This is a genomic window from Roseofilum reptotaenium CS-1145 (assembly GCF_028330985.1).
Classification (GTDB): Bacteria; Cyanobacteriota; Cyanobacteriia; order Cyanobacteriales; family Desertifilaceae; genus Roseofilum; species Roseofilum reptotaenium.
This window is the reverse complement of the sequence record NZ_JAQMUE010000111.1, coordinates 14,397-36,705: the sequence shown is the minus strand read 5'-3', so window position 1 is coordinate 36,705 and position 22,309 is coordinate 14,397. Positions and strand designations below refer to the sequence as shown.

The 22,309-nt window shown below is 46.5% G+C and carries 4 protein-coding genes; all 4 read right to left on the bottom strand.

What is annotated here, in order from left to right:
- Positions 1–3: 3 nt before the first annotated feature.
- From PN466_RS24580 to PN466_RS24565, 4 genes are read right to left on the bottom strand one after another with little or no spacing between them, the layout of a single operon-like run.
- The gene (locus tag PN466_RS24580) at positions 4–6,033 is read right to left on the bottom strand and encodes a type I polyketide synthase (RefSeq protein WP_271945057.1); all 6,030 of its coding nucleotides are present in this window, start codon (positions 6,031–6,033) and stop codon (positions 4–6) included.
- Positions 6,034–6,035: 2 nt separating this feature from the next.
- Complete coding sequence (locus PN466_RS24575; protein WP_271945054.1) at positions 6,036–8,987, bottom strand: SDR family NAD(P)-dependent oxidoreductase; 2,952 nt, start codon at positions 8,985–8,987, stop codon at positions 6,036–6,038.
- A 52-nt stretch (positions 8,988–9,039) separates the two neighbouring features.
- Complete coding sequence (locus tag PN466_RS24570) at positions 9,040–12,039, bottom strand: beta-ketoacyl synthase N-terminal-like domain-containing protein (RefSeq protein WP_271945051.1); 3,000 nt, start codon at positions 12,037–12,039, stop codon at positions 9,040–9,042.
- Complete coding sequence (locus tag PN466_RS24565) at positions 12,032–22,303, bottom strand: type I polyketide synthase (protein WP_271945048.1); 10,272 nt, start codon at positions 22,301–22,303, stop codon at positions 12,032–12,034. Before PN466_RS24565 ends, PN466_RS24570 begins: the two co-directional genes overlap by 8 nt.
- Between the last annotated feature and the right edge of the window lie 6 nt (positions 22,304–22,309).

Genomic DNA, 22,309 nt, shown 5'->3' with positions numbered 1-22,309 from the left:
GTTCTAATACCCCAATTTATCTAATTTATTTAGTAAAGAAAGTTCAACATCTTCATCAGAATATTCCTCTAAATCTGGATCGCCTCGATTCCCTGTTTCACCCCAAGGCGGTGCAAATTTATCCGTCGTCGGGACTTCATCGCGATCGCCCTCTGAGTCTAGAACGTGCCCTGCCAAGTAATTCACCAACTCAGATACCGTTGGATAATCAAACATCAAAGAAGAAGGTAGGGAACAGCCCAAACTGGTTTGTAATTTATTCTTCAATTCCACAGAGGTGAGCGAATCCATGCCCAAATCAAAAAAGCCTTCCTTCAAACTAATGGACTCAACCTTCTCAATCCCTAAAACTTGGGCAACTTGATGGCGAATATGGGCGATTAAGAGATCTTGTCGCTCACTAGGCAATGCCATTTCCAACTGTTGTAGAATGCTAGCTTTTGAAGGCGTAGAAATTAAAGAGTCAGTCTTTTGCCAATCGGATAAAAAGGGCCAAGTTCTCACCTGCTCTTCCCAAGCTGCCCACTCCATGGAAACGACTCCCACCTCCGCTTGTGCAGAACCCATCCAATGCTCTAGCGCTTTTAGCACTTCATCTGGACTCAGAGCCTCCATACCTTTCTGTTTGACGCGCACATCTGCACCTCGCTCTGCGGCTTCTCCTACTTGAGAAACTGCTCCCCAATGGATACTCAATCCAGGTAATCCTATCCCTTGTCGATAATGGGCTAAAGCATCTAGAAAGGCATTGGCAGCCGAATGGTTACCTTGTCCAGGGGAACCAAATAAAGAACCAACTGAGGAAAATAGGACCAAAAAGTCGAGGGATTGATGTTGGGTGAGTTGATGTAAGATCCAAGCCCCTTGAACTTTAGGAGCCATAACAGCTTCAAAACTAGACCAGGTTTGGTTTTTGAGTACGCCATCCGAGAGCATTCCTGCCGCATGAATAATGCCAGCAAGGGGATAGGATGATTCAGTAATTGTATTGAAGACTGCTTGGATGGCCTCGAAGTTGGCCACATCAGCAATTTCGACACGGATAGAGCATCCTTTTTGCTCAAGTTGGGTTAATTTAGCTTGTGTTGCGGGATCGGCAGGACGGCGAGTGACCAACACTAAGTGTTGAGCACCTCTTTCAATCATCCAGTCGGCTACGAGCAAGCCTAATCCTCCTAAGCCTCCGGTAATCAGATACGTGGCATCTGATCGCAGTTTTACCCGTCCAGATGTGGACTCACTCGAGGTTTTCACTAACCGAGGGACATAGCGTAGTTGTTCTCGCCACACCACTTGGTCTTCTGAGTCAGATGAGCCAAGTTCTTGCAGGAGGCTTGTCGCTTGCTCTTCTAGGGAAGTTTGAGGGTCTAGATCTAAAACCCGACAGGAGAGTTCGGGATGTTCTAAGCGGATGGCTTTAGCCATACCCCAAAGGGAGGATTGGGCAATTCCAGGAGGTTGTCCCCCATGGTGCAATGCAGATTGAGAGCCTTGGGTGACGATTTGTAATTGGGGTGAAAATCGTTCTTGCTCGATGATGGCTTGCACTAAGGACAAGGTTGTCCCACAGCCCAGCTCAGATAAGCGGTTTAAATCTTCAAGGCTGAGGTTGGAGTCGGTGGGGGGTTCTAATGTCCAACATTGGATAATGCCTGATAATTGTGGAAATTCGATCGCCACTTCTGCCATCAGTTTCCTAAAGTCTTGGGGGTTATGGGGATTTATCTGCCATTGTTTGGGGGCAATCTGTTGATAGTCTTCTCCCATCCCCACTAAGATACAGGTAGCGGCGATCTCTTCTAACTGAGCTGCTAGGCTTTGCGCCACTCCAGCGCGATCGGCAAATATCAACCAACTCTGGGATGTTGCGTTTGGTTTTCTAGACTCAAAGTCAGCTTGGGCGAGGATGAGAGCTTGTTTGGATAAAACGTCATCAACCTTTGCTGCTTGGGGAACGGAGGAAACCGGAGTAAAGCCCGTTTCTTGTAGCAGGTGTTGCCACTGATTTCTGTTCAACAGGGGATGATCTCGTCGGTATTCCGTATCGCTAAATTTCCACCATCCCTCTAATAATCCAAAGATCAGATCCACCCACTGTTGAGGTTCGGTTGCTTCGAGTAATAGGAGGAGTCCACCGGGGGCTAAGAGTTGGCGCACATGGGTGAGAGTGTGACGAATATTCGAGGTGGCATGGAGAACGTTGGCAGCGATAATCAGATCATAGTGATGATTGGGGAATCCTTGGGATGCTGGGTTTTGTTCAATATCAAGGGTTTGATAGGTAATGAAGGGATAGTCGGAAAATTTTTCTTTGGCTTTGGTGAGAAATAGGGGGCCTAAGTCTGTAAAGGTATATTGGATTTGACTGGGAGGGAGAGTGGGGAGAATGGCGCTGGTTGTGCCTCCAGTTCCCGCACCGATTTCTAGGATGCGTATGCCTTGACTGGGAGGGAGGGTTTCCAGGATGTTGGCGATCGCCTGTTGCACTAAGCTATTCATCGCCTGAGATACGGGAGAGTCTTGGTACAGTTGGGTTGCAGTGGTTAGATCGCCTTCTGGAAACACCAGTTGTACGGGGTCTTGAGTTCCTTGTAAAACGGAGCTGAGTTGGGAGGCACAGCGATGGAGTAAGGTGAATTCAGCGATGGCTTGAGGATAGCGATCGCGCAACGTTTGATAGGTTGAGCTAGGATTAACGGGTGGCAAGGATTGCTGAGTTTCCCATTCTTCTGCTTTTTTATGCAGGATTTTGGTTTCTTCTAAAGACACCAACAAGCGCTTAACCAGTCGATGATGAGCTGGGATAATCCCCAACTGTGCCGTGAGCTGTTCTAGAGAGAACGATTCTCCTGATTTATAACACCAGCCTAGGGTTTGCAAAGCCTGAATAATATACTCCCTAGATAAGAGTTCTAACTGCACGGGAATTTCGTCATAACCTTGTAAAGCTGGGCGATTTGCCAGTTCAGAAAGCTGAGGAACTAACTGCGCTTGTAGGATTGGGGGAGACTGGAGACTTTCCCCGGAAAATCGGGAGCCAAAGCACGCCCTAGAGCGCCATTGCACACCATAACATTCTTCTAAAATGGGGTCTTGATGGCTGGTTTCGTTTGCCTCTTGCGCCAGAAGTTCTAGCAGTTTGGGAATCAGTTTCGACTCACTTTCGGAAAGAGACCCCCTTTTCTGCAATCGTTCGGTCAAGGCAGAAATTTCTTGGGGGGAACCCAGAGATCCCCAAGAGGGCTTGTGAGTAGCTGGTTTCGGCTTTTCTAACCAATAGCGCTGTCTCTGAAAGGGATAGGTGGGTAAGAACACTTTGTGGCGTTTCTGTTGGTAGTGAAACCCCGACCAGTCGATCTCGACTCCTTGGGTGTACAGTTGCCCTAAGCTGGATAACATTTGTTGCCAGTCCCCTATCCCCGGACGCAGGGAGGGCAACCAAATTCCTAGATCGTCAGACACACATGATCGCCCCATTCCCAATAGGATGGGTTTGGGCCCAAGTTCTAGGAAGATGGGATAATCTTGCATTGCGGTCATGGCGGATGCAAACTTCACGGGTTGGCGCAGATGATCGACCCAGTAGTGGGCTGTGGCGATCGCCTCTCCGGCTTGTTCTCCAGTCATATTAGATACGATTGGAATTTTGGGCGGATGGTATGTGATGTGTTGGGCAACTGCTCTAAACTCAGCCAAAATGGGTTCTATAAGAGGAGAATGGAAGGCATGGGAGATGGGCAAAGTTTGGGTCTTTATACCTTCAGATTCCAGTTTCTCCACGATGTCTTTTAAGACAGTTTTTTCCCCAGAAATAACCACACTTTCTGGGCCATTAATGGCGGCAATGGCTGCTTGTTTCTCGTAAGGAAGTAGTCGAGGACGCAGGTCAGATTCAGAGGCTTTAACCGCCACCATTGAGCCATTTTGCGGTAAGTTTTGAATCAATCGACCCCGGGCAGCCATTAACCTTAAGCCGTCTTCTAAACTGAAGACTCCAGCAACACAAGCGGCGACGTATTCTCCCACACTGTGACCCATGACAATGCCGGGCTGAATTCCCCAGGATTGCCACAGTTTAAATAGAGCGTATTCTAGAGCAAAGAGGGCGGGTTGAGTATAGGCGGTTCGATCGAGGAGTCGGGAGGAGTCTGCCTCTGAATCTGGATAAAGGATTTCCAGGAGAGAGCAGTCTAATTCACGACTGAGTATGGTGTTGCACTGGGCGATCGCCTCCCGAAAAACGGGCGAACTCTCGTACAATTCCCGACCCATGTTGACATATTGGGAACCTTGACCCGTAAATAAAAAGGCGATTTCAGGGGGTTCTGTGCTGGTTGATACCTCTGCACCATAGACGGCGATCGCTTCTACCGGGTCTAAGAGATAGCTGTGCAATTGCTGCTGCAAGGCTGAATGACTTGATGTAATCAGCGCTAATCGATGATTAAAATGACTTCTACCTAAATGAGTGGTATAAGCCAAATTTGCCAGATCGAGTTCTGGATAAGTGGACAGATAATCTTGATAAGAATGGACTAATTCATCCAGTGCCTTTGGTGTTTTGGTTGAAAGAGTTAAGAGCTGAACCGGCGGTTCTGAACTGTCTTCAGCTTCCGATTTTTCCTGCTTTTCAACGGGCGCTTCTTCTACGAGAATATGGGCATTTGTGCCACTCGCTCCAAAGGAACTAATGCCTGCAATTCGCGGTTCACTTTCGGTGTCCCAATCCAGAAGAGACTGGGGAATTTTCAACGGTAAACGATCCCAATCTAGATGAGGATTAGGTTGTTGGACATGGAGGTGAGGTGGAATTTGGCGGTGCTGAAGAGATAAAATAACCTTAATTAATGCAGCAACTCCGGCGGCAGCTTCTAAATGGCCAAAATTAGTTTTCACTGAACCGATCATCAAGGGGTTTTCTTGAGGGCGATTTTTACCATAAATCGCCGATAACGCTTCAATTTCAATCGGGTCGCCCAAGGAAGTTCCCGTACCATGGGTTTCTACATAACTGACTTGATGGGGGTTTAATTTTACGCTCTTGAGAGCTTCTTGAATGACTTTCTTTTGCGCCATACGACTGGGAACCGTCATCCCGCTACTCGGACCATCATGATTAATGGCCGAGCCTCGAATTAACCCCCAGATAAAGTCTCCATCAGCGAGGGCATCTGAGAGCCGTTTTAAGACGACCACTCCACAGCCTTCGCCCTGTCCATAGCCATCGGCAGACACATCAAAGGTTTTGCAGCGTCCGTCGCGAGAGAGCATGTTCAGTTGGCAGCGACCCATGGTACTGGTAGGGGATAAAATGAGGTTGACCCCACCGGCTAAGGCTAAATTCGATTCTCGCGATCGCAAACTTTGGCAGGCTAGATGAATGGCCACTAAAGAGGTAGAACAGGCCGTATCGAGTTGGATATTGGGCCCTTGCAGCCCTAAAAAATGGGAAATTCGCCCCACTCCAATACTGCGTCCCATGCCCAAACCCGATGATTCATCGGTGCCTCCTTGCTCTTGGTATTGAATTCTCAAGCTGGCATAATCATCGGTGCAGATGCCCATGTACACACCCGTTTGGCTATGTCGCAGGTGTTCTAGGGTTACTCCAGCATTTTCTAGGCTCTCCCAGGTCACTTCTAAAAGGATGCGTTGCTGAGGGTCTAAGCCCACCGCATCTCTGGGGGAAATACGGAAAAAGTGGGGGTCAAATTGATCGACATTTTCAATAAACCCGCCCTCTTTCGTGTAGGTTTTTCCTGGTTTCTCGCCCTCTGGATCGTAATAATCTTCAAAGTTCCAGCGATCGCCGGGCACTTCGGAAATGGCATCAATTCCTTGTTCCAAAAGATGCCAATAGGTGGCACTATCCTTGGCTCCTCCCGGAAACCGACAACCGAGACCAATAATAGCAATGGGTTCCGTTTGCGCCTCAGTTAATGCTTCAAGTTTGCCCCGCATTTGCTTGAGCGCTTGCAGCATCTTCCGAGAAGAATCAGTTGTCGGTTGAGAGGAAGGTGAGGTCTGATTCATGATTACTCTCCTTCGGCTAACAAGGTTTCAATCCCTTCGAGTTCTTGGGAAATTTCATCTTCTAACTGCTCATCCGATAAGTCACCGAGTTCTGCACTCCATGGAGTCGAGGGGGTTGGATTTTGCTCCCCAGAAGCGGGTTCAGTAAAGAACTCCGTGAGGATAAATTCGGCTAAATCCCGGATATTCGAGCAATCAAATAAAGTGGCAGCACTCAGGGCACAGGATAAGCCGGAACTGAGTTCATTTCTTAGCTCAACGGCGGTGAGGGAATCGATACCCATCTCAAAGAATCCTAGCTGTAAATCGGGAAGTTGGTTGGCTGGATATTTGAGCAGTTTACCGATTTCTTGTTGGATATATTGAGTTAAGCGTTTTTTACGCTCTGGCAAAGATGCTCTTTGCAGTTGGGTAAGAATTTCAGATTGGGGTGCTGTGGAGGGCGTTTCGTCTTCTTCGGGCGATCGCAATCCCATGTGTTCTAAGAATAGGCGATCCTTACCCACGGTGTAAATCTCTTTGAACCGACTCCAATCGACCTCAGCCACAGTAGTTTGCACCTGGGTGCTATTCCAAAGTTGCTCTAAGGCTCCCATCCCTTGGGCTGGAGAAATGGAGTACACGCCTCGCTTACTCAGCTCTTCTAAATCTTCTGCATTGGCCATACCACCTCCAGACCAAGCCCCCCAATTAATACTCACCCCTGGTAAGCCCAGAGAGCGCCGATAATGGACTAAGCTATCAAGGAAGGCATTGGCTCCGCCGTAGTGAGATTGACCAAAAGAACCCCAAACGGCAGCAATGGATGAAAAGCACACAAAACACTCTAGGTCTAGAGTTTGAGTCAGTTGATGGAGATTCCATCCTCCCATCACTTTGGCCGCGAGAACGGACTCCAAGTCTGCATGGGTAATGTTTTCTACCGGTTCAATCCCTCCAGAAACCCCAGCTAGATGAATCACGCCTTTGAGAGGGGGCATGGAGTCGGGGATTTTCTCTATTACAGATTCTAAGGCTTGGCGATCGCACACATCGACTTGTACCGCCCTCACCTTAGCGCCTTGTTCCTGCAAACGAGCAATTTGATTCTGTTTCTCTGGAGACGGTTGACTTCGACTGATTAAAATCAGAGATTTTGCTCCTTTCTCAATCATCCATTCAGCCGTTCGCAAACCCAGCGCTCCCAGTCCACCTGTAATCAAATAAGTGCCTTCTTCTGTAAAGGATACCGCTTCCGACTCAGCCACTAGGGTTTTGGCTAAACGGGCAACATAGGCTTGTCCAGAACGAAACGCAATTCGGTCTTCAGCCGTGGGATTCAGCAGTTCGGCGAGCAATAATTCCATCCTATCTGTTTCTGGGTCTAAGTCCACTAAAGCTCCCCATAAGTGAGGATGTTCTAAAGAGACCACCTGTCCAAATCCCCATAAACTCGATTGAGCAACGGCTAAGTTTTTGGGATTTTCCCCTACGGGTTGACTCCCTTGAGTCACGAGCCAAAGTTTCGGCCAGTTCCTCTTTAAGCCCGATTTGAGCAGACCTTGCAGGAGATGCAGGGCACTGCCACAGCCCAAGTTTTGGGCATTTCTTAACTGCTCTTCACTTAAGTTTTCTGGAGTAGGACTCTCCAAACTCCAGAGATGAATCATTCCTCGCCAATCTTCAGGATGAGTCGCTCCTAATTTCTGGCAGAGGTCTGTAAACTCTTGGGGGTTTAAGGGGTTCACTTCCCAATCTTCTGGTTCCTTGTGTTGAGTCTGACCTTTTGGATAAACTAATGTACACTGTTGCCCCTGTTTTTCCAGCAACCCTTTTAAGCGTTTCCCGAACCCATTTCCATCAGCTAGAATCAGCCAATGTCCAGGGTTTTGTCCTGTAGAAACTTTGGAGTTTTTCTCCCGCAGTTGCCATTCAATGCCATAGAAAAGCTGTTGTAGGGAGACCTCGGGATACGTGAGAGAAACTTCGAGCTGTTTCTGGTTTAAGTCATACAGTTCTTGAACGGATAGGTTCTCCCGTTTTTGTGCCGTGACCAGGACATAGCTCAATAATCCCTTACGCAATAACTTGTATAAGTTCATGTAGGACTCAATCCCAGTTTTGGCATTTTCGTTTAAGTTCTTGAGCTGGCAAATATAATCAATATTTTCTTGTACGTTGGGGTCATAGAGTCCATTGCCGACTTCATGGCTGATATCCACATAACTGACCACTTGCAGATGATGGTTAGAGAGCAATTCAATCCATTCCGCTTTGGTGATTAGATAGGAAGAGTGCGCTTCGTAGTCAATGGAGAAAGACGCATTGGAGAAAAAGTCAGCAAAGACGAGATGTCCGTTCTCATTCAGGTGGCGATCGATGTTATCAAAGAGTCCTTTTTTATCGGGAATATGACAAATTACTTCAAATCCATAGACTAAATCGTAGGAACCTGGGAAATCATCTTTAGAACTGTCTCGACGTAAAATTTGGGCACGGTCTTGTAACTTAAATTTCTCGATTTTACCGCTTCCAATTTCTACTTGCTTGCTGGATAAGGTATATCCAGTTACGGATAAATGGGGATACTTGCGAGTGAGTTCAACGACATCTGTTCCATGACCACAGCCCACATCCAAGGCATTTTTGCAGGCTGAGAAGTCGATAACTCTCCAGGACATTCTCCTCATTTCCTGTCGAGCAGCTCGTGCTATTTCGTAAGATTTGGTGGATTTTTCACCAATAAAGACCCAGGAAAAGTCATTAATGATTTGCGGAATCGCTGGGTAGTTAATGATCGCGTCTTCATCTTCAATTGCCGACAATTCATCATAGTAATCGCCCAGAAGCGTTTTCGACTCATTCGGGACATTTTGACCGTTGTTCAACAACAGGATTTCTAAGGCTCGCAGTTGTTCTGGAGAGAGTCGAGACAGTCGCTGAAATATTTGAGCCAAATCTTCAAACTGATTCATGAGGCATTACCCTATTCTTTGATGACTTTTATGGATTGTTAGGATTTTATTTTTAGCGAATTGTGGATTTTATTTCTTCCTCCGACATCCGTTCAACTTGAGTTGAAATCTCAGATACCTTTTCCCAATCACCGGCCAATAGGGACGCAAAGATGGGGGATTGACTTTGGTTATTTAAAAACGCTTTAAGTTCTAGATTAGACATGTTTTCAACCTGTTCTAAGTGGTGTTGAAACTCCTGCAACTGACCATTTTCAAAAGCATGGATTGCCAATCTGACATAATAATTATGCATGATATCAGAAGATCCCTTTTCTGCCAATTCCGATATTTCCACCCAATAAGATTGGTGTTGAAAGGGATAAGTGGGTAAAATGGATTTTTGACGAGGATAAGGACGATCGCAGCCTTTCCAATCGACTTTAATCCCTGTAATATATAACTGGCTTAAACTTGATAGGATTTGTTGCCAGTCCTGGATGGCGGGATGTAAGGACGGTAACCACAAAATTTCAGGTTCAGAAATACAGTATCGTCCCATGCCTAATAAGATGGGTTTGGGGCCAATTTCGAGGAAAATTTTACATCCTTCTTGATGTAAGGTTTCCATGCTGGGGGCAAATCGGACGGGTTGACGAATATGATTGACCCAGTAACGAGCCGTAGCGATACTAGAGTCGGCGCGAGTTCCACTGAGATTGGAGATGAGGGGAATTTTGGGCACGTGGTAGGTGATGGAATTGGCGATCGCCTCAAACTCCGCTAATATGGGTTCCATTAACTGAGAGTGAAATCCATGGGAAACGTTGAGCGACTTGGTCTTAATCCCCTGGGACTCTAGCTGGTTACACCAATGGGTGATGGCGTTTCTGGCTCCAGAAATCACGACACTGGTCGGGCCATTAATGGCGGCAAGGGATACACTAGGGTCAGAGGAGATCGCTGCTTTCACCGTTTCTTCGGATGCCATAACGGCTGCCATTGTCCCCTCTCCGGGTAAGTTCTGCATCAACTTGCCCCGTGCAGCAATTAGTTTTAAACCGTCTTCTAAGCTAAACACCCCAGCGACGGTAGCAGCTACATATTCTCCCACACTATGACCCATCACCCAATTGGGTTTAATTCCCCAAGATTTCCACAGTTGAACGAGGGCATATTCTAAGGCAAATAATGTGGGTTGAGTATAGGCGGTTTGATCTAAGAGAGCATCTGAATCACTCGTTTGAGGATAGAGAAGGTCTAGTAAAGACCAATCCAATTCGGAGCGTAAAATGGCCTCGCACTGCTCTAAAGCTTGGCGAAAAATGGGTTGAGTTTCATACAACTCCTTGCCCATATTTAAATACTGAGAACCTTGTCCGGTAAAGAGGAAGGAAACTTTAGGAGGTTTGGCCTCATTGTGCAGGTGTCCCGACCATCGATTTTGTTCAGAACCCCGCAGTTTATTGAGTAACTCTTGTCGATCCTGAGCCAAAAGTGCCAGACGATGATTAAAATGCGATCGCCCTGTATTAGCGGTAAAGCAAATATCAGCGAGTTTCAAGTCTTTATGGGTTTCCAGATGGGTTGAGTAGCGCTCAATTAACTCAGATAGGGCTTTTTCAGTTTTTGCCGATAAAGTTAAGAGATGGTAGGGACGCTCGAATTCCGCTTCACTTCGACTCGCTAGAGGTGCTTCTTCCAAGAGAATATGGGCATTGGTTCCACTTGCACCAAAAGAACTCACTCCTGCAATTCTTGTACCTTCTTTTGCTTTCCAAGGGGTGAGTTGGGTGGGAATATAGAAGGAAGTTTCTTGCCAATTAAATTTAGAGGTGGGTTGTTTCAAGTGCAGATGAGGCGCAATCTGTTGATGTTGCAACTGTAAGATCGCTTTCATCACGCCAGAAATGCCTGCGGCGGAAGCCAAATGACCGATATTCGTTTTCACTGAGGCGATCGCCAAAGGCTCCTGTCTCGCCCCGTCTTGTGCAAACACTTCTGCCAAAGATCTTAATTCAATGGGGTCTCCGAGAGGCGTTCCTGTTCCATGAGCCTCAATATAACTCACCTGAGAGGGATTCAGTTGGGCATTTCTCAAGGCTTGACGAATCACTTGTTGCTGGGAAGCACTATTGGGAACCGTAAAGCCACTGGTTGGCCCATCTTGATTGACAGCAGAGCCTCGAATAGTTGCTAAAATATTGTCCCGTGAGTCTAAAGCATCCGATAGACGTTTGAGGACTAACATCCCACAACCCGATCCCCAACCCGCACCATCTGCACTCTCGTCAAAGGTTTTACACCGACCATCGGGGGAGGACATTTGGGCTTGAGAGAGCCAAATAAAGCCATTAGGCAAGAGAAATAGGTTCACCCCACCGGCTAAAGCCATATCACATTCTTTTTGGCGCAAGCTATTACAGGCTTGATGGAGCGCCACTAGAGAAGAAGAACAGGCCGTATCGATCGCCATGGAAGGGCCAGTTAATCCAAAGGTATAGGATAAGCGACCGGCTGCACCATATAAAGGTAAACCGGTTACTGCATAGGCTCCCATGCTCAGGTCAGCGTTGGCTTGTTTGGCAATCCAACTATATTCTGTGGCACTGATGCCCACAAAAACTCCGGTGGGACTCCCTTGTATTCTGTCGGGAATATTACCGCTCTGTTCTAAAGCTTCCCAACTGACCTCTAGCAGTAAACGATGTTGGGGATCAATGGTCATCGCTTCTCGCGGTGAAATATTGAAAAATTGAGGGTCAAATTGGTCAATATTGTCCACGCATCCTGCCTCACAGGTGTACATTTTCCCCGGAGTTCCTGGTTTGGGGTCATAGTAGTCATTGACCTTCCAGCGATCGCCCTTGAGTTCGCTAATGCCATCGACTCCCTCAGATAAAAGATGCCAAAAGGCTTCGGGAGTGTTCGCGCCTCCCGGAAAACGACAGGCCATACCGACAATGGCGATCGCTTCCGTTTGGGCATTTTCCAGAGTTTTGATCTTATTTTTTAATCCTTCAATCACCAACACAGAGCGTTGCAAGGGGGAAAGTTCACTAGATTTACTCATCGTTTTCAAGTCCTAATTCTGCCCATTCTTGATTAATCAAATCTTCCATCTCCTGTTCAGAAAGCTGGCCAACATCAACCGTTGATTCTTCAATCTCTCGTTCAAGAGACTGATTCGATCCCGATTCACTGATTTCTGCCTCCTCTCTATCCCAACCCATAACTTTTCGCCCGATATACTCCGCTAAACTCAAGATATTAGGAAATTCAAAAACCAACGTCGTCGGTAAAGCACAGTGGAAATCGGCTTCCAGACGAGTCTTGAATTCCACCGAGGTTAAAGAATCCATCCCCATTTCAAAAAAGCCTTGTTCAGCCCTAGGCATTTGAGTTTCTTTCAATCCCAAAACCCTCATCGTTTGCTGTTGAATATGACCAATGACTAAATCCATCCGTTCGCTCTCTGAAGCTTGATTCACCTGTTCCAGAATTTGACCCGTCTGCTCTTGACCTTCATGACTTAAAGATTGACTCTCTATCTCCTCTAGCAGTAATCTCTGTCTCCCCATCTCATAAAGCGGTTTAAAGATGCTCCAGTCAATATCGGCCACCATCGCTTGGCCCTGCTTCCTCTGTAACATCTGGGTTAACGTTAATTTTGCTGTATCAGCAGACAACGCACACACCCCTCGTTTTTTAAATTCTGTCAACTCTGTTTCACCCCTTAAATTGCCTACGGATAAAACCCCCCAATTCAGGGTTAAACCCGATAATCCTTGGATTTGTCTGTAGCGGACAACACTATCGGCAAAATAATCCGATGCGCCTTGCTGTATCTGACCCGATAAACCCACTACAGAAGCCAAAGAAGAACAATTCACGAAGCAATCCAACTCGCGATTCTGAGTAATTTGGTGTAAATTCCATAGCCCTAACATACCACGATGGACTTCCCTTTTTAACTCAGAAAAGAGTTTTTCTGTTATGTTGGTCATATTACTTAAATTTAAGGTATAAATAATTCCTTTCAAGGAAGACCTATCCCTATCCAGTTCAGCAAAAACCCTTTGTACTTCCTCCCAACCCGTCAAGTCAGCTTGAATCAACCTAATTAGCGTACCCTGGTTTTGTAACTGATTAATTTGAGTTTTTTGATCCGGTGACGGTTGCTCAGGACTGATTAAGACCAAATCTCGAAACCCTTGAGCTACCATCCACTCCGTTATGGGTAAACTCAAACCGCCTAATTCTCCAGCAACGATATAAGTAGCATTCCTGTCCAGAGTTTGAGAGCTAGAGAATTGGCAATCGGGTTTAACCAATCGCTGAACATAACGAGATTGCCCTCGAAATGCAATGCGGTCTTCTCCTTCTGAAGTGTCAATTTCTGTGCGTAAAATTTGACTCAATTCATCCCAAGAAACCTGAGGATCTAAATCAATGAGTCCGCCCCAGAATTCTGGATGTTCCAGAGAAATCGTCAACCCCATTCCCCAGAGGAAAGATTGAGCTAATCCAGATAAAGATGAATCAGGAACAACCGGTTGTGAATCTTGTGTGGCGATCCATAAGCGGCAAGACGAGATCCGTTTAAGTCGAGAGAGACTTTGGACTAAATATAAAAGACTTTGAGTGTGCCAGCTTAGATTTTCTTTAATCGCTTCTGGACTCATTTGCTCTAAACCAGGACTATCTAATCCCCATAGATAAACGACATGGGTTTGAGTGGATGAAGATAAAGATAAAGAGGTCAATATATCTTCAAATTCTTGAGGATTTTGGGGATTTATTCCCTCTCCCGGAACAACCAATCGATAGTTTTCTTGCCTAGAATCCAGGGTTTTAGCCAAAGCTTGACCTAATCCTTGTCGATCGGCAAAAATCAACCAGTTTTTATCGAGGGACGGATGAGAGCATTCGCTCGTTTTATCCGCTTGTCCAACGACTACTGCTTGCTGAGATAAGACCAAGGGCATCTGGTCAAATTCAGGAACAGTAATCGCTTGACTAAATCCCGTCTCTTGTAGCAGTTTTTTCCATTGTTCGCGACTCAATAACGGATAGTCAGGTCGCAGTTCTGTATCTTCAAATCTCCACCATCCTTCTAAGAGTCCAAAAATCAAATCCACCCATCTAATCCGAATATTCGCTTCTAATAAGATCAACAGTCCGCCAGGTGCTAAGAGTTGCCGTACATGGGATAAGGTTTCCTGTAAACTACGGGTAGCATGAAGGACATTAGGCGCAATAATAATATCGTAGTGATGGGACTCAACGCCTTGAGTATTGGGGTTAACTTCGATGTCGAGAGTTTGATAAGTAACAAACTTGTAATCTTGGAATTTTTGTTGGGCTTTAGTGGTGAATAAACTGCCCACATCTGTGAAAAGATATTGGGTTTGTTCGGGCGCAAAATGGGGGAGGACTGAGCGGGTTGTTCCTCCGGTTCCGGCTCCAATCTCGAGAACTTTTATGCCTTGGCAATCGGGAATGGTTTTCAAGCTGTTAACCACTACATTTTCGATCAACTCATTCATCACTTTGGCTGCTGGAGAGCCTTGATACATTTCAATGGCATCGGTAAAATCTCCTTGCGGAAAAACCAAGTGCACAGGATCTACTGTGCCTCGTAAAACTTGGCTCAGTTGACTCGCACAACGCCCAAGCAAGGTTAATTCAGCTTTAGCCGTGGGATATTGATTGAGAAGGTTTTGATGCTGCCTCTTAGGATTCACTTCTGGCAAAGATTGGAGGACTTTCCAGTGGTGATTTTCCTGCTTTAAAATTCCCTCTTCTGCCAGGATTTGTAGCATCCGATTGAATAACCGAGAGGTGCTGGGAAGGATACCGAATCGATCGATGAGAGTTGCTGTTTCTAATTGCTCTCCTACGGGGTAAGACCAACCGATTTCCTGTAAGCATTGAATGATATAGTCTACACTCAAGGATTCTAAATGGGCAGAAATTTCGGTATAGTTCTGTAGGTCATTCTCAGCTAAAAGGCGTTGAGACGTTGTATTGAGGGTTGAATATAAGTCCTGAGGAGAAGGCAAAAAATTAGCGGCTCGATCGCCAGAAAAATTGGCTTTTGGTTTCCAGTGTAGTTCGTAGAGCCAAGGGGCAAGCGGATCGGGTTCAACTGGAGGATCTTGTGGATGGTTTTGATACTGTTTGAGGAGGTCTAGGAGTTTCGGCAATAAGGCTACTTCGCTGGGGGATAGGTCACCGAACTGTTGCAAGTTTTGAGCTAAGATTTCAGGGGTTTCGGGAAGGGGAGGATTGGGGTTAACGGAACTCTGATGTTGAGTCAGAACTGAGGGAGCTGTTTGAAGCCAATATCGTTCTCTTTGGAACGGGTAGGTTGGTAAGGTGAGGGGTTTACGGTTCGGGAGGTAAGGGCGATCGAATCCTAACCAATCACCATTTACTCCTCGCACATATAACTGAGCTAAACTTGATAAGAGTTGTTGCCATTCTTGACCTTGAGAAGATAAGGATAGGAAGTAATTTTCTGGCTTTTGAGGAGTCGAGTGTTGTTCTGTTGTCGATAAACTTGGAGTTGGCCCGAGTTCTAGGAAGAGATACTCTGCTTGTTCTCGTAATGCTTGGATTTTTTCCGCCCATGGATAAGGGAGTTGGCGGGAGTTTATCCAGTAATCTGGTGTGGAGATAGGGGGGTGGGATTGGGCGATCGCGAGGATGGGAATATGAGGGGGCGAGTAGACGATCTCCTGAGCAATTGAGGTTAAGTTAGTTGAGTCTGCTGTGATTAAACGTAATGCGTCTTCTAGACTGAAGACTCCAGCGACGCAAGCGGCGACATATTCTCCCACATCATGACCGAAGAGCAGATCGGGTTCAATTCCCCAAGACATCCATAACTGACAGAGGGCATATTCTAGGGCAAATATACTTGATCGCCGGATCGGTTGATGTTCAGGTTGGCTTTCTTCGGAGGGAGAGTAGAGGAATTGTGCGATCGAGCTGGGGAACTGAGAACTCAAGAGGCGATCGCATTCATCGATCGCTGCTTTGAATACAGGGGACTGTTTATACAAGTTCTCTCCCCAGTTGCCAGACTCTAAAGGTTCCCCAGGAAAGAGAAAAGCGACTTTAGGGGATGACATTAGACTGGGAAGATTTCCGCTCCAAAGCTCAGGGGTTTGTTGTCCGGTTTGCCAGCGATACAGTTTTTCTTGTAGGTCTTGGAGACTGAAGGCGATCGGAGCGAGTCGATGTTCGAGGTGAGCGCGACCGGTGTTCAGACTGTAAGCCAGGTCTGCAAGCTTCATGTGAGGATGGGATTCGAGATGACGCTGCACTCGAGTGACTAATTCCTGAAGTGCTGTTTCGGTTTTTGCGGATAGGGTGACGAGATGATAGGGACGGTCTGAGGGATTTACAGAGTGGTCTTGGGGATCTCGGGGAGGCGCTTCTTCCAGAATGACATGGGCATTGACTCCGGTAAATCCAAATGAACTCACGCCAGCATAGCGCTTTCCGGAAACAGTCCAAGGGGTGAGTTGGGTGGGGACGGCGATCGCCGAATTGTCCCAATCGATTTTGGGATTCGGCTGATTAAAATTCAAATGGGGAGGAAGGGTCTGATGTTGCATCGCTAACACCACCTTCACGATTCCCGATATTCCGGCGGCGGCTTCTAAGTGGCCGATATTGGTTTTCACTGAGCCAACCCACAAGGGAGAGTCCTGGGAACGTCCTTCACCTAACACCGCAGCCGCAGCATTGAGTTCGATCGGATCGCCCAAGGAGGTTCCGGTTCCGTGAGCTTCTAAGTAACTGATCTCTTGGGGGTCGATCTCCGCTTGGCGTAACGCTTGTCGAATCAAGCGCTGTTGAGCTTGACCGTTGGGAACGGTGAATCCGCTGCTGGGCCCGTCTTGATTAACTGCACTGCCTCGGATGACAGCCAGCACTGAGTCACCATCTTTTTGGGCATCTGACCATCGCTTCAGGATCACGATCGCGCAGCCTTCCCCGCGACTGTAGCCATCTGCTGTTGCATCGAAGGTTTTGCACAGACCGTCAGCCGAGAGCATGTTAGCTTGGGAAGCGAGCAGATAGGAGGTGGGGGTCAGATGGAGTTTCACTCCTCCGGCGATCGCCATCTCACATTCTCCCAAACGCAAACTATTGCACGCTTGGTGAAGGGCGACCAAGGAAGAAGAGCAAGCGGTATCAATGGCTATGGCGGGCCCTGTTAATCCCAGGGTATAAGACAGACGACCAGCCATGCCCGAAAAGGTATTGCCTACCCCAGCATGGAGAGCGATCGGACTGTCTGGCTCTTGAGCTAAATGTTGATGGACTAATTCGGCATAATCTTGTCCATCATTGCCAATAAATACACCAACAGACTGTTGAGCTAACCGTTGAGGCACTGCACAGGCCCGTTCGAGAGCCTCCCAAGTGACTTCTAGAAGCAAGCGCTGTTGGGGATCGAGGGCTGTCGCTTCCCTGGGGGCAATGCCGAAAAACGTGGGATCGAAGCGATCGACTTCTGGGAGAAAGTTGCCGTAGGGAGTGGCCATCCGATCGCCTACGGAGTCTAAATTCCAACGATCTGGAGGAATTTCTTGGCGCGTATTCGTTCCTGTGGCCAGCACTTGCCAAAATTGATCGAGGTCTGTCGCGCCTCCAGGAAATCGACAACCGATGCCAATAATGGCGATCGGCTCTTTGAGGGAGGAGGATGGAGGAGCAGACTGAGCGATGGTTGGCGCTGGATCGACGGTTAATTGTTCTGTCGCCAGATAGTGACTCAGTTGCTCAATGTTGGGAAAATCAAAGGTGAGCGTAGAGGGTAATCGAACGCCCAACAGACGAGTCAGATTTGTTCCTAAGTCAACGGCCATCAGGGAATCCATCCCTAATTCAAAAAAGCCTTGTTCTCGGTTCGGCAGTTGGTTGGAGGATAATCCTAAGACTTTGGCTACTTCCTGTTGAACGCAGGTGAGCAATAACTCTTTTTGTTGATGTTTGGGTGCAGCTTGAATCTGTTGTAAGATTTCTGACGTTTGTTCTGAGCTTGAAGATTGAGGCAAATCAACAGAAATTTCGTCTAATAGCCGTCGTTGCCGTCCTGTTTGATACAGTGGGGCCAATATCGTCCAGTCTACATTGGCGATTGTTGTTTGGGGATTACCCCTGTGCCAAATTCGTTCTAAAGCGGCGATCGCCTGTTGGGGAGATAAGGGATTGACTCCTCGTTTGCTTAACTCCTGTAAGTCTTTTTCCCCAGCCATTCCGCCTCCTGACCAAGGCCCCCAGTTCACCGATAAACCGGGTAATCCTTGAGCTTGACGGTAGTGAACTAAACCATTTAAAAATGCATTGGCCGCACTATAGTGAGCTTGACCGATTGAACCCCATACCGCCGCAATGGAAGAGAAGGTAACAAAACAGTCTAGGTCTAGGTCTTGACTCAATTGGTGCAAATTCCAGCCACCGAGTACTTTAGCTGCCATCATCTCTTGCAATTGACCCAGGGATATCTCTTCTATGGGTTCAATAGCAACGACTCCAGCGGCATGAATGATACCTTTGAGGGGGCGATCGCGACTCTGATGTTGTAGGATAAGTGAGAGTTGTTGGCGATCGCGCACATCTGCTAAAACAACCTGTACTTCAACTCCTCCCTCTTCTAATTCCCGAATTTTAGCCTGTTTCTGGCCAGAAGGTTCGCGACGGCTGATTAATAGGAGATGTTTCGCCCCTTGATTGACCATCCATTGGGCCGTATGCCATCCTAAGGCTCCTGTTCCTCCTGTAATTAAATAAATGCCATCTGGATCTAGAGCCACCGGTTTTGACTCGGATACCGGTAATTGAAGTAAACGAGAATAATAGATCTGTTCTCCTCGCACAGCCAAACGATCTTCCTTCTCCAGATTATCAATTAAATGCCATAATTTCTGCCCTTCATCCTCTTGTTTTTCCCCATTTAAATCCACTAATCCTCCCCACAATTGAGGATGTTCTAACGACAGCACTGTGCCCAATCCCCACAAAGGCGATGTCGCCACATTCACCCTTTCCGGAGTTAGTGAAACAGATTGCGCTCCACGGGTAACAATCCATAATTTTCCTAAACTCGTGCCTTTCAGCAAGGCTTGCACTAAATGTAAAACTCCACCACAGCCAAAATCCTGAGCTACTTTTAAACGCTCTAAGTTCAACTTCTCTGTTGGCGGAGTATCCAAGCTCCACAAATAAAGGATGTTTTCAAAATCCTCTCGCCCAGCTAATTTTAGATTTTCTAATAAGTCTTCAAAATCTTGCAGATGTTCCGGATTAACTTTGTATTCATTTTCTTCGATTTGTTCATAACCGCTTCCCTTATAAATCCAACTGACGTTCTTATTTTTTTCTCGCAGCAGAGTCCTTAATGAATCGCTCAAGCTTTGACGGTCGTCAACAAAAATCAACCAATTCCCTGGAGGACACTCGACCGGTTTTTCAAAACGATCAACCGGTTGCCATTGCAGATGATAAAAATATTTTTCCTGATCCAGACCTCGATCTTTCTGGATCGTTTTATCTGGCTGATCAGATTCAATCCAATAGGTTCTTCGTTGGAAAGGATAGGTAGGTAAATCAACTTTTTTTCGCTTATAGTCTTGCCAAAAGTGCAACCAATCGATATTCACTCCTTGACTATAGAGTTGCCCCAGACTCGATAAAATCTGTATAGAGTCTTCTACGCCAGGGCGCAAAGAGGGCAGCCAAGTTCCTTTATCTTCGGGCAAACATTGACTCCCCATTCCCAGTAAGATCGGTTGCGGGCCAATTTCCACAAATACTCCATAACCCGTCTTCTCTAACGTCTCCATACTTTGGGCAAAACGTACCGGCTCTCGAATATGATCCACCCAATAGGAGGCAGTGGAGATATCCCGATCGACTTTTGTCCCAGTTACATTAGAAATAATAGGAATACTGGGTTGATGATAGTTAACTTGACGAGCAATGCTGGCAAACTCTTCTAAAATGGGTTCCATTAACGGAGAATGGAACCCATGAGAGACTTGTAAAAATTTGGTTTTAATATTTTCTTTTGCTAAAGCTTGGGCAATGTTTTCGAGACTAAGCAATTCTCCTGAAATTACCAAATTACTTTGTCCATTGATAGCCGCAATACTGACTTGATTCCCATAGGATCTAATCCAATCTCTCACCCGATATTCTGCGGCTCTGACTGCCAGCATTCCTCCTCCTTCTGGCAACTTCTGCATCAACCGTCCCCGTGCGGCAATCAGTTTGAGTCCTTCTGCTAAATTAAAGACTCCTGCCACACAAGCGGCCACATATTCACCGACACTATGACCCATCACACTATCGGGTTCAACTCCCCAAGATTTCCACAGTTGAACTAAAGCATATTCTAAGGAAAATAAGACGGGTTGCGTATACTGAGTTTGATGGAGGCGATCCGAAACTTTAGGGTCTACTTCATCAGGATAAAGCACATCAATCAGGGAATAATCTAGCTCAGTCTTTAGGATGCGATCGCACTCTTGTATCGCGTTCTGAAATACTGGCTCAGTTTCGTACAACTGCCTTCCCATATTCAGGTACTGGGAGCCTTGTCCAGTAAACAAAAAAGCCAGTTTAGGTGCTTCTCCACTGCTGAGTATTTTCCCGACGCTGCTCTCTTCTTTCTCCTGTTCAACATCATGGAGTTTTTGTATCAGCTCTTGCTTGCTAGAAGCTAGAATGGCTAACCGATACTTGAAATGGGCACGTCCTGTATTAGCGCTATAACAAATATCATTCAGTTCTAAATCAGGACGATCTTGGATATGGTTTCTATATCGATTCACCCAGTCAGATAATGCGGGTTTTGTTTTCGCAGCAAGAGTCAGTAAATGATACGATCGCTCCGACTCTTGCCGGGGAGACTTCGCCTTGATCTGGGAGGCTTCTTCCACAATTACATGAGCATTACTGCCACTAAAACCAAAGGAGCTAACTCCAGCAATTCTGGATTTATTTTCAGTCGTCCATGGCATGACTTGAGTTGGCACTTGTACCGGTGTTTCTGACCACTCAATATAAGGATTGGGGTTTTGAAAATGCAAGTGAGGCGCAATTGTTTTATGTTGAAGCTGTAAAACAACCTTAATTAAACCCGCAATTCCTGAAGCCGCTTCTGCATGACCAATATTCGTTTTTACCGAGCCAATGAAGACCGGATTTTCTGGGGAGTGACTGTCTTTAAAAATCGCTCTTAAAGCCCCGACTTCAATCGGGTCACCTAAAGCCGTTCCTGTACCATGAGCTTCGATATAGCTGACTTCTTTTGGGTCTAGTTGGCTATTCTTGAGAGCTTGAGCAATTACCGCTTGCTGTGAGATGCCGTTGGGAACGGTTAATCCACTGGTCTGACCATCTTGATTGATGGCTGTTCCTCGAATCACTGCTAATACCCGATCGCCGTCAGCTTGGGCATCAGATAAACGTTTGAGGACAACTATTCCACAGCCTTCACTGCGCACAAATCCATCGGCTTTAGCATCAAATGTTTTACATCTGCCGTCAGCCGATAACATTCTGGCTCTAGAATGGTTAATATGAATTAAGGGTGAAATCAGACAATTCACACCGCCGGCTAGGGCGACATGACTTTCTCTATTTCTTAAGCTGGCACAAGCTAAATGTAGGCTAACGAGTGAGGATGAACATGCGGTATCTACAGCAAAGTTTGGCCCGACTAATCCTAAACTATAGGACAGTCTTCCTGATGCGGTACTATTGGCATTCCCGCTAATCATATAGGCATCAATTTCTTTGAGGTCCCGACTCGCCAATTTTTGCAGATAGTCATGGGTACTAATGCCAATGAAAACCCCTGTTTTCGTTCCCATTAAATGTTGGGGATTAATGGTGGCATGTTCTAAGGCTTCCCACGTGACTTCTAAAAGCAATCGTTGCTGAGGATCGAGAGAGGCTGCTTCTTTAGCTGAAAGGTTGAAAAATTCTGCGTCAAATTCTTTTAATGAGTTGACAAATCCCCCGGATTGTGTGTAGATTGTGCCGGGAGTTTCTGGGTTAGGATCATAGTAGTCTTCGAGATTCCAGCGATTTTGAGGAATTTCTGTAATCGCATCGGTTCCTTCAGATAAAAGGTTCCAGAAGGATTCTGGACTATTGACTCCTCCTGGAAATCGACAGCCTAGACCGACGATCGCAATTGGCTCTTGACGAGAGTTTTCTAGTTTCTTGAGTTTAGATTCTAATTTTTCGATCGCTAAGAGCGATCGCTGTAGAGGGGTCAATTGTCCTAACTTATTGACTTTCTCCATGATGTC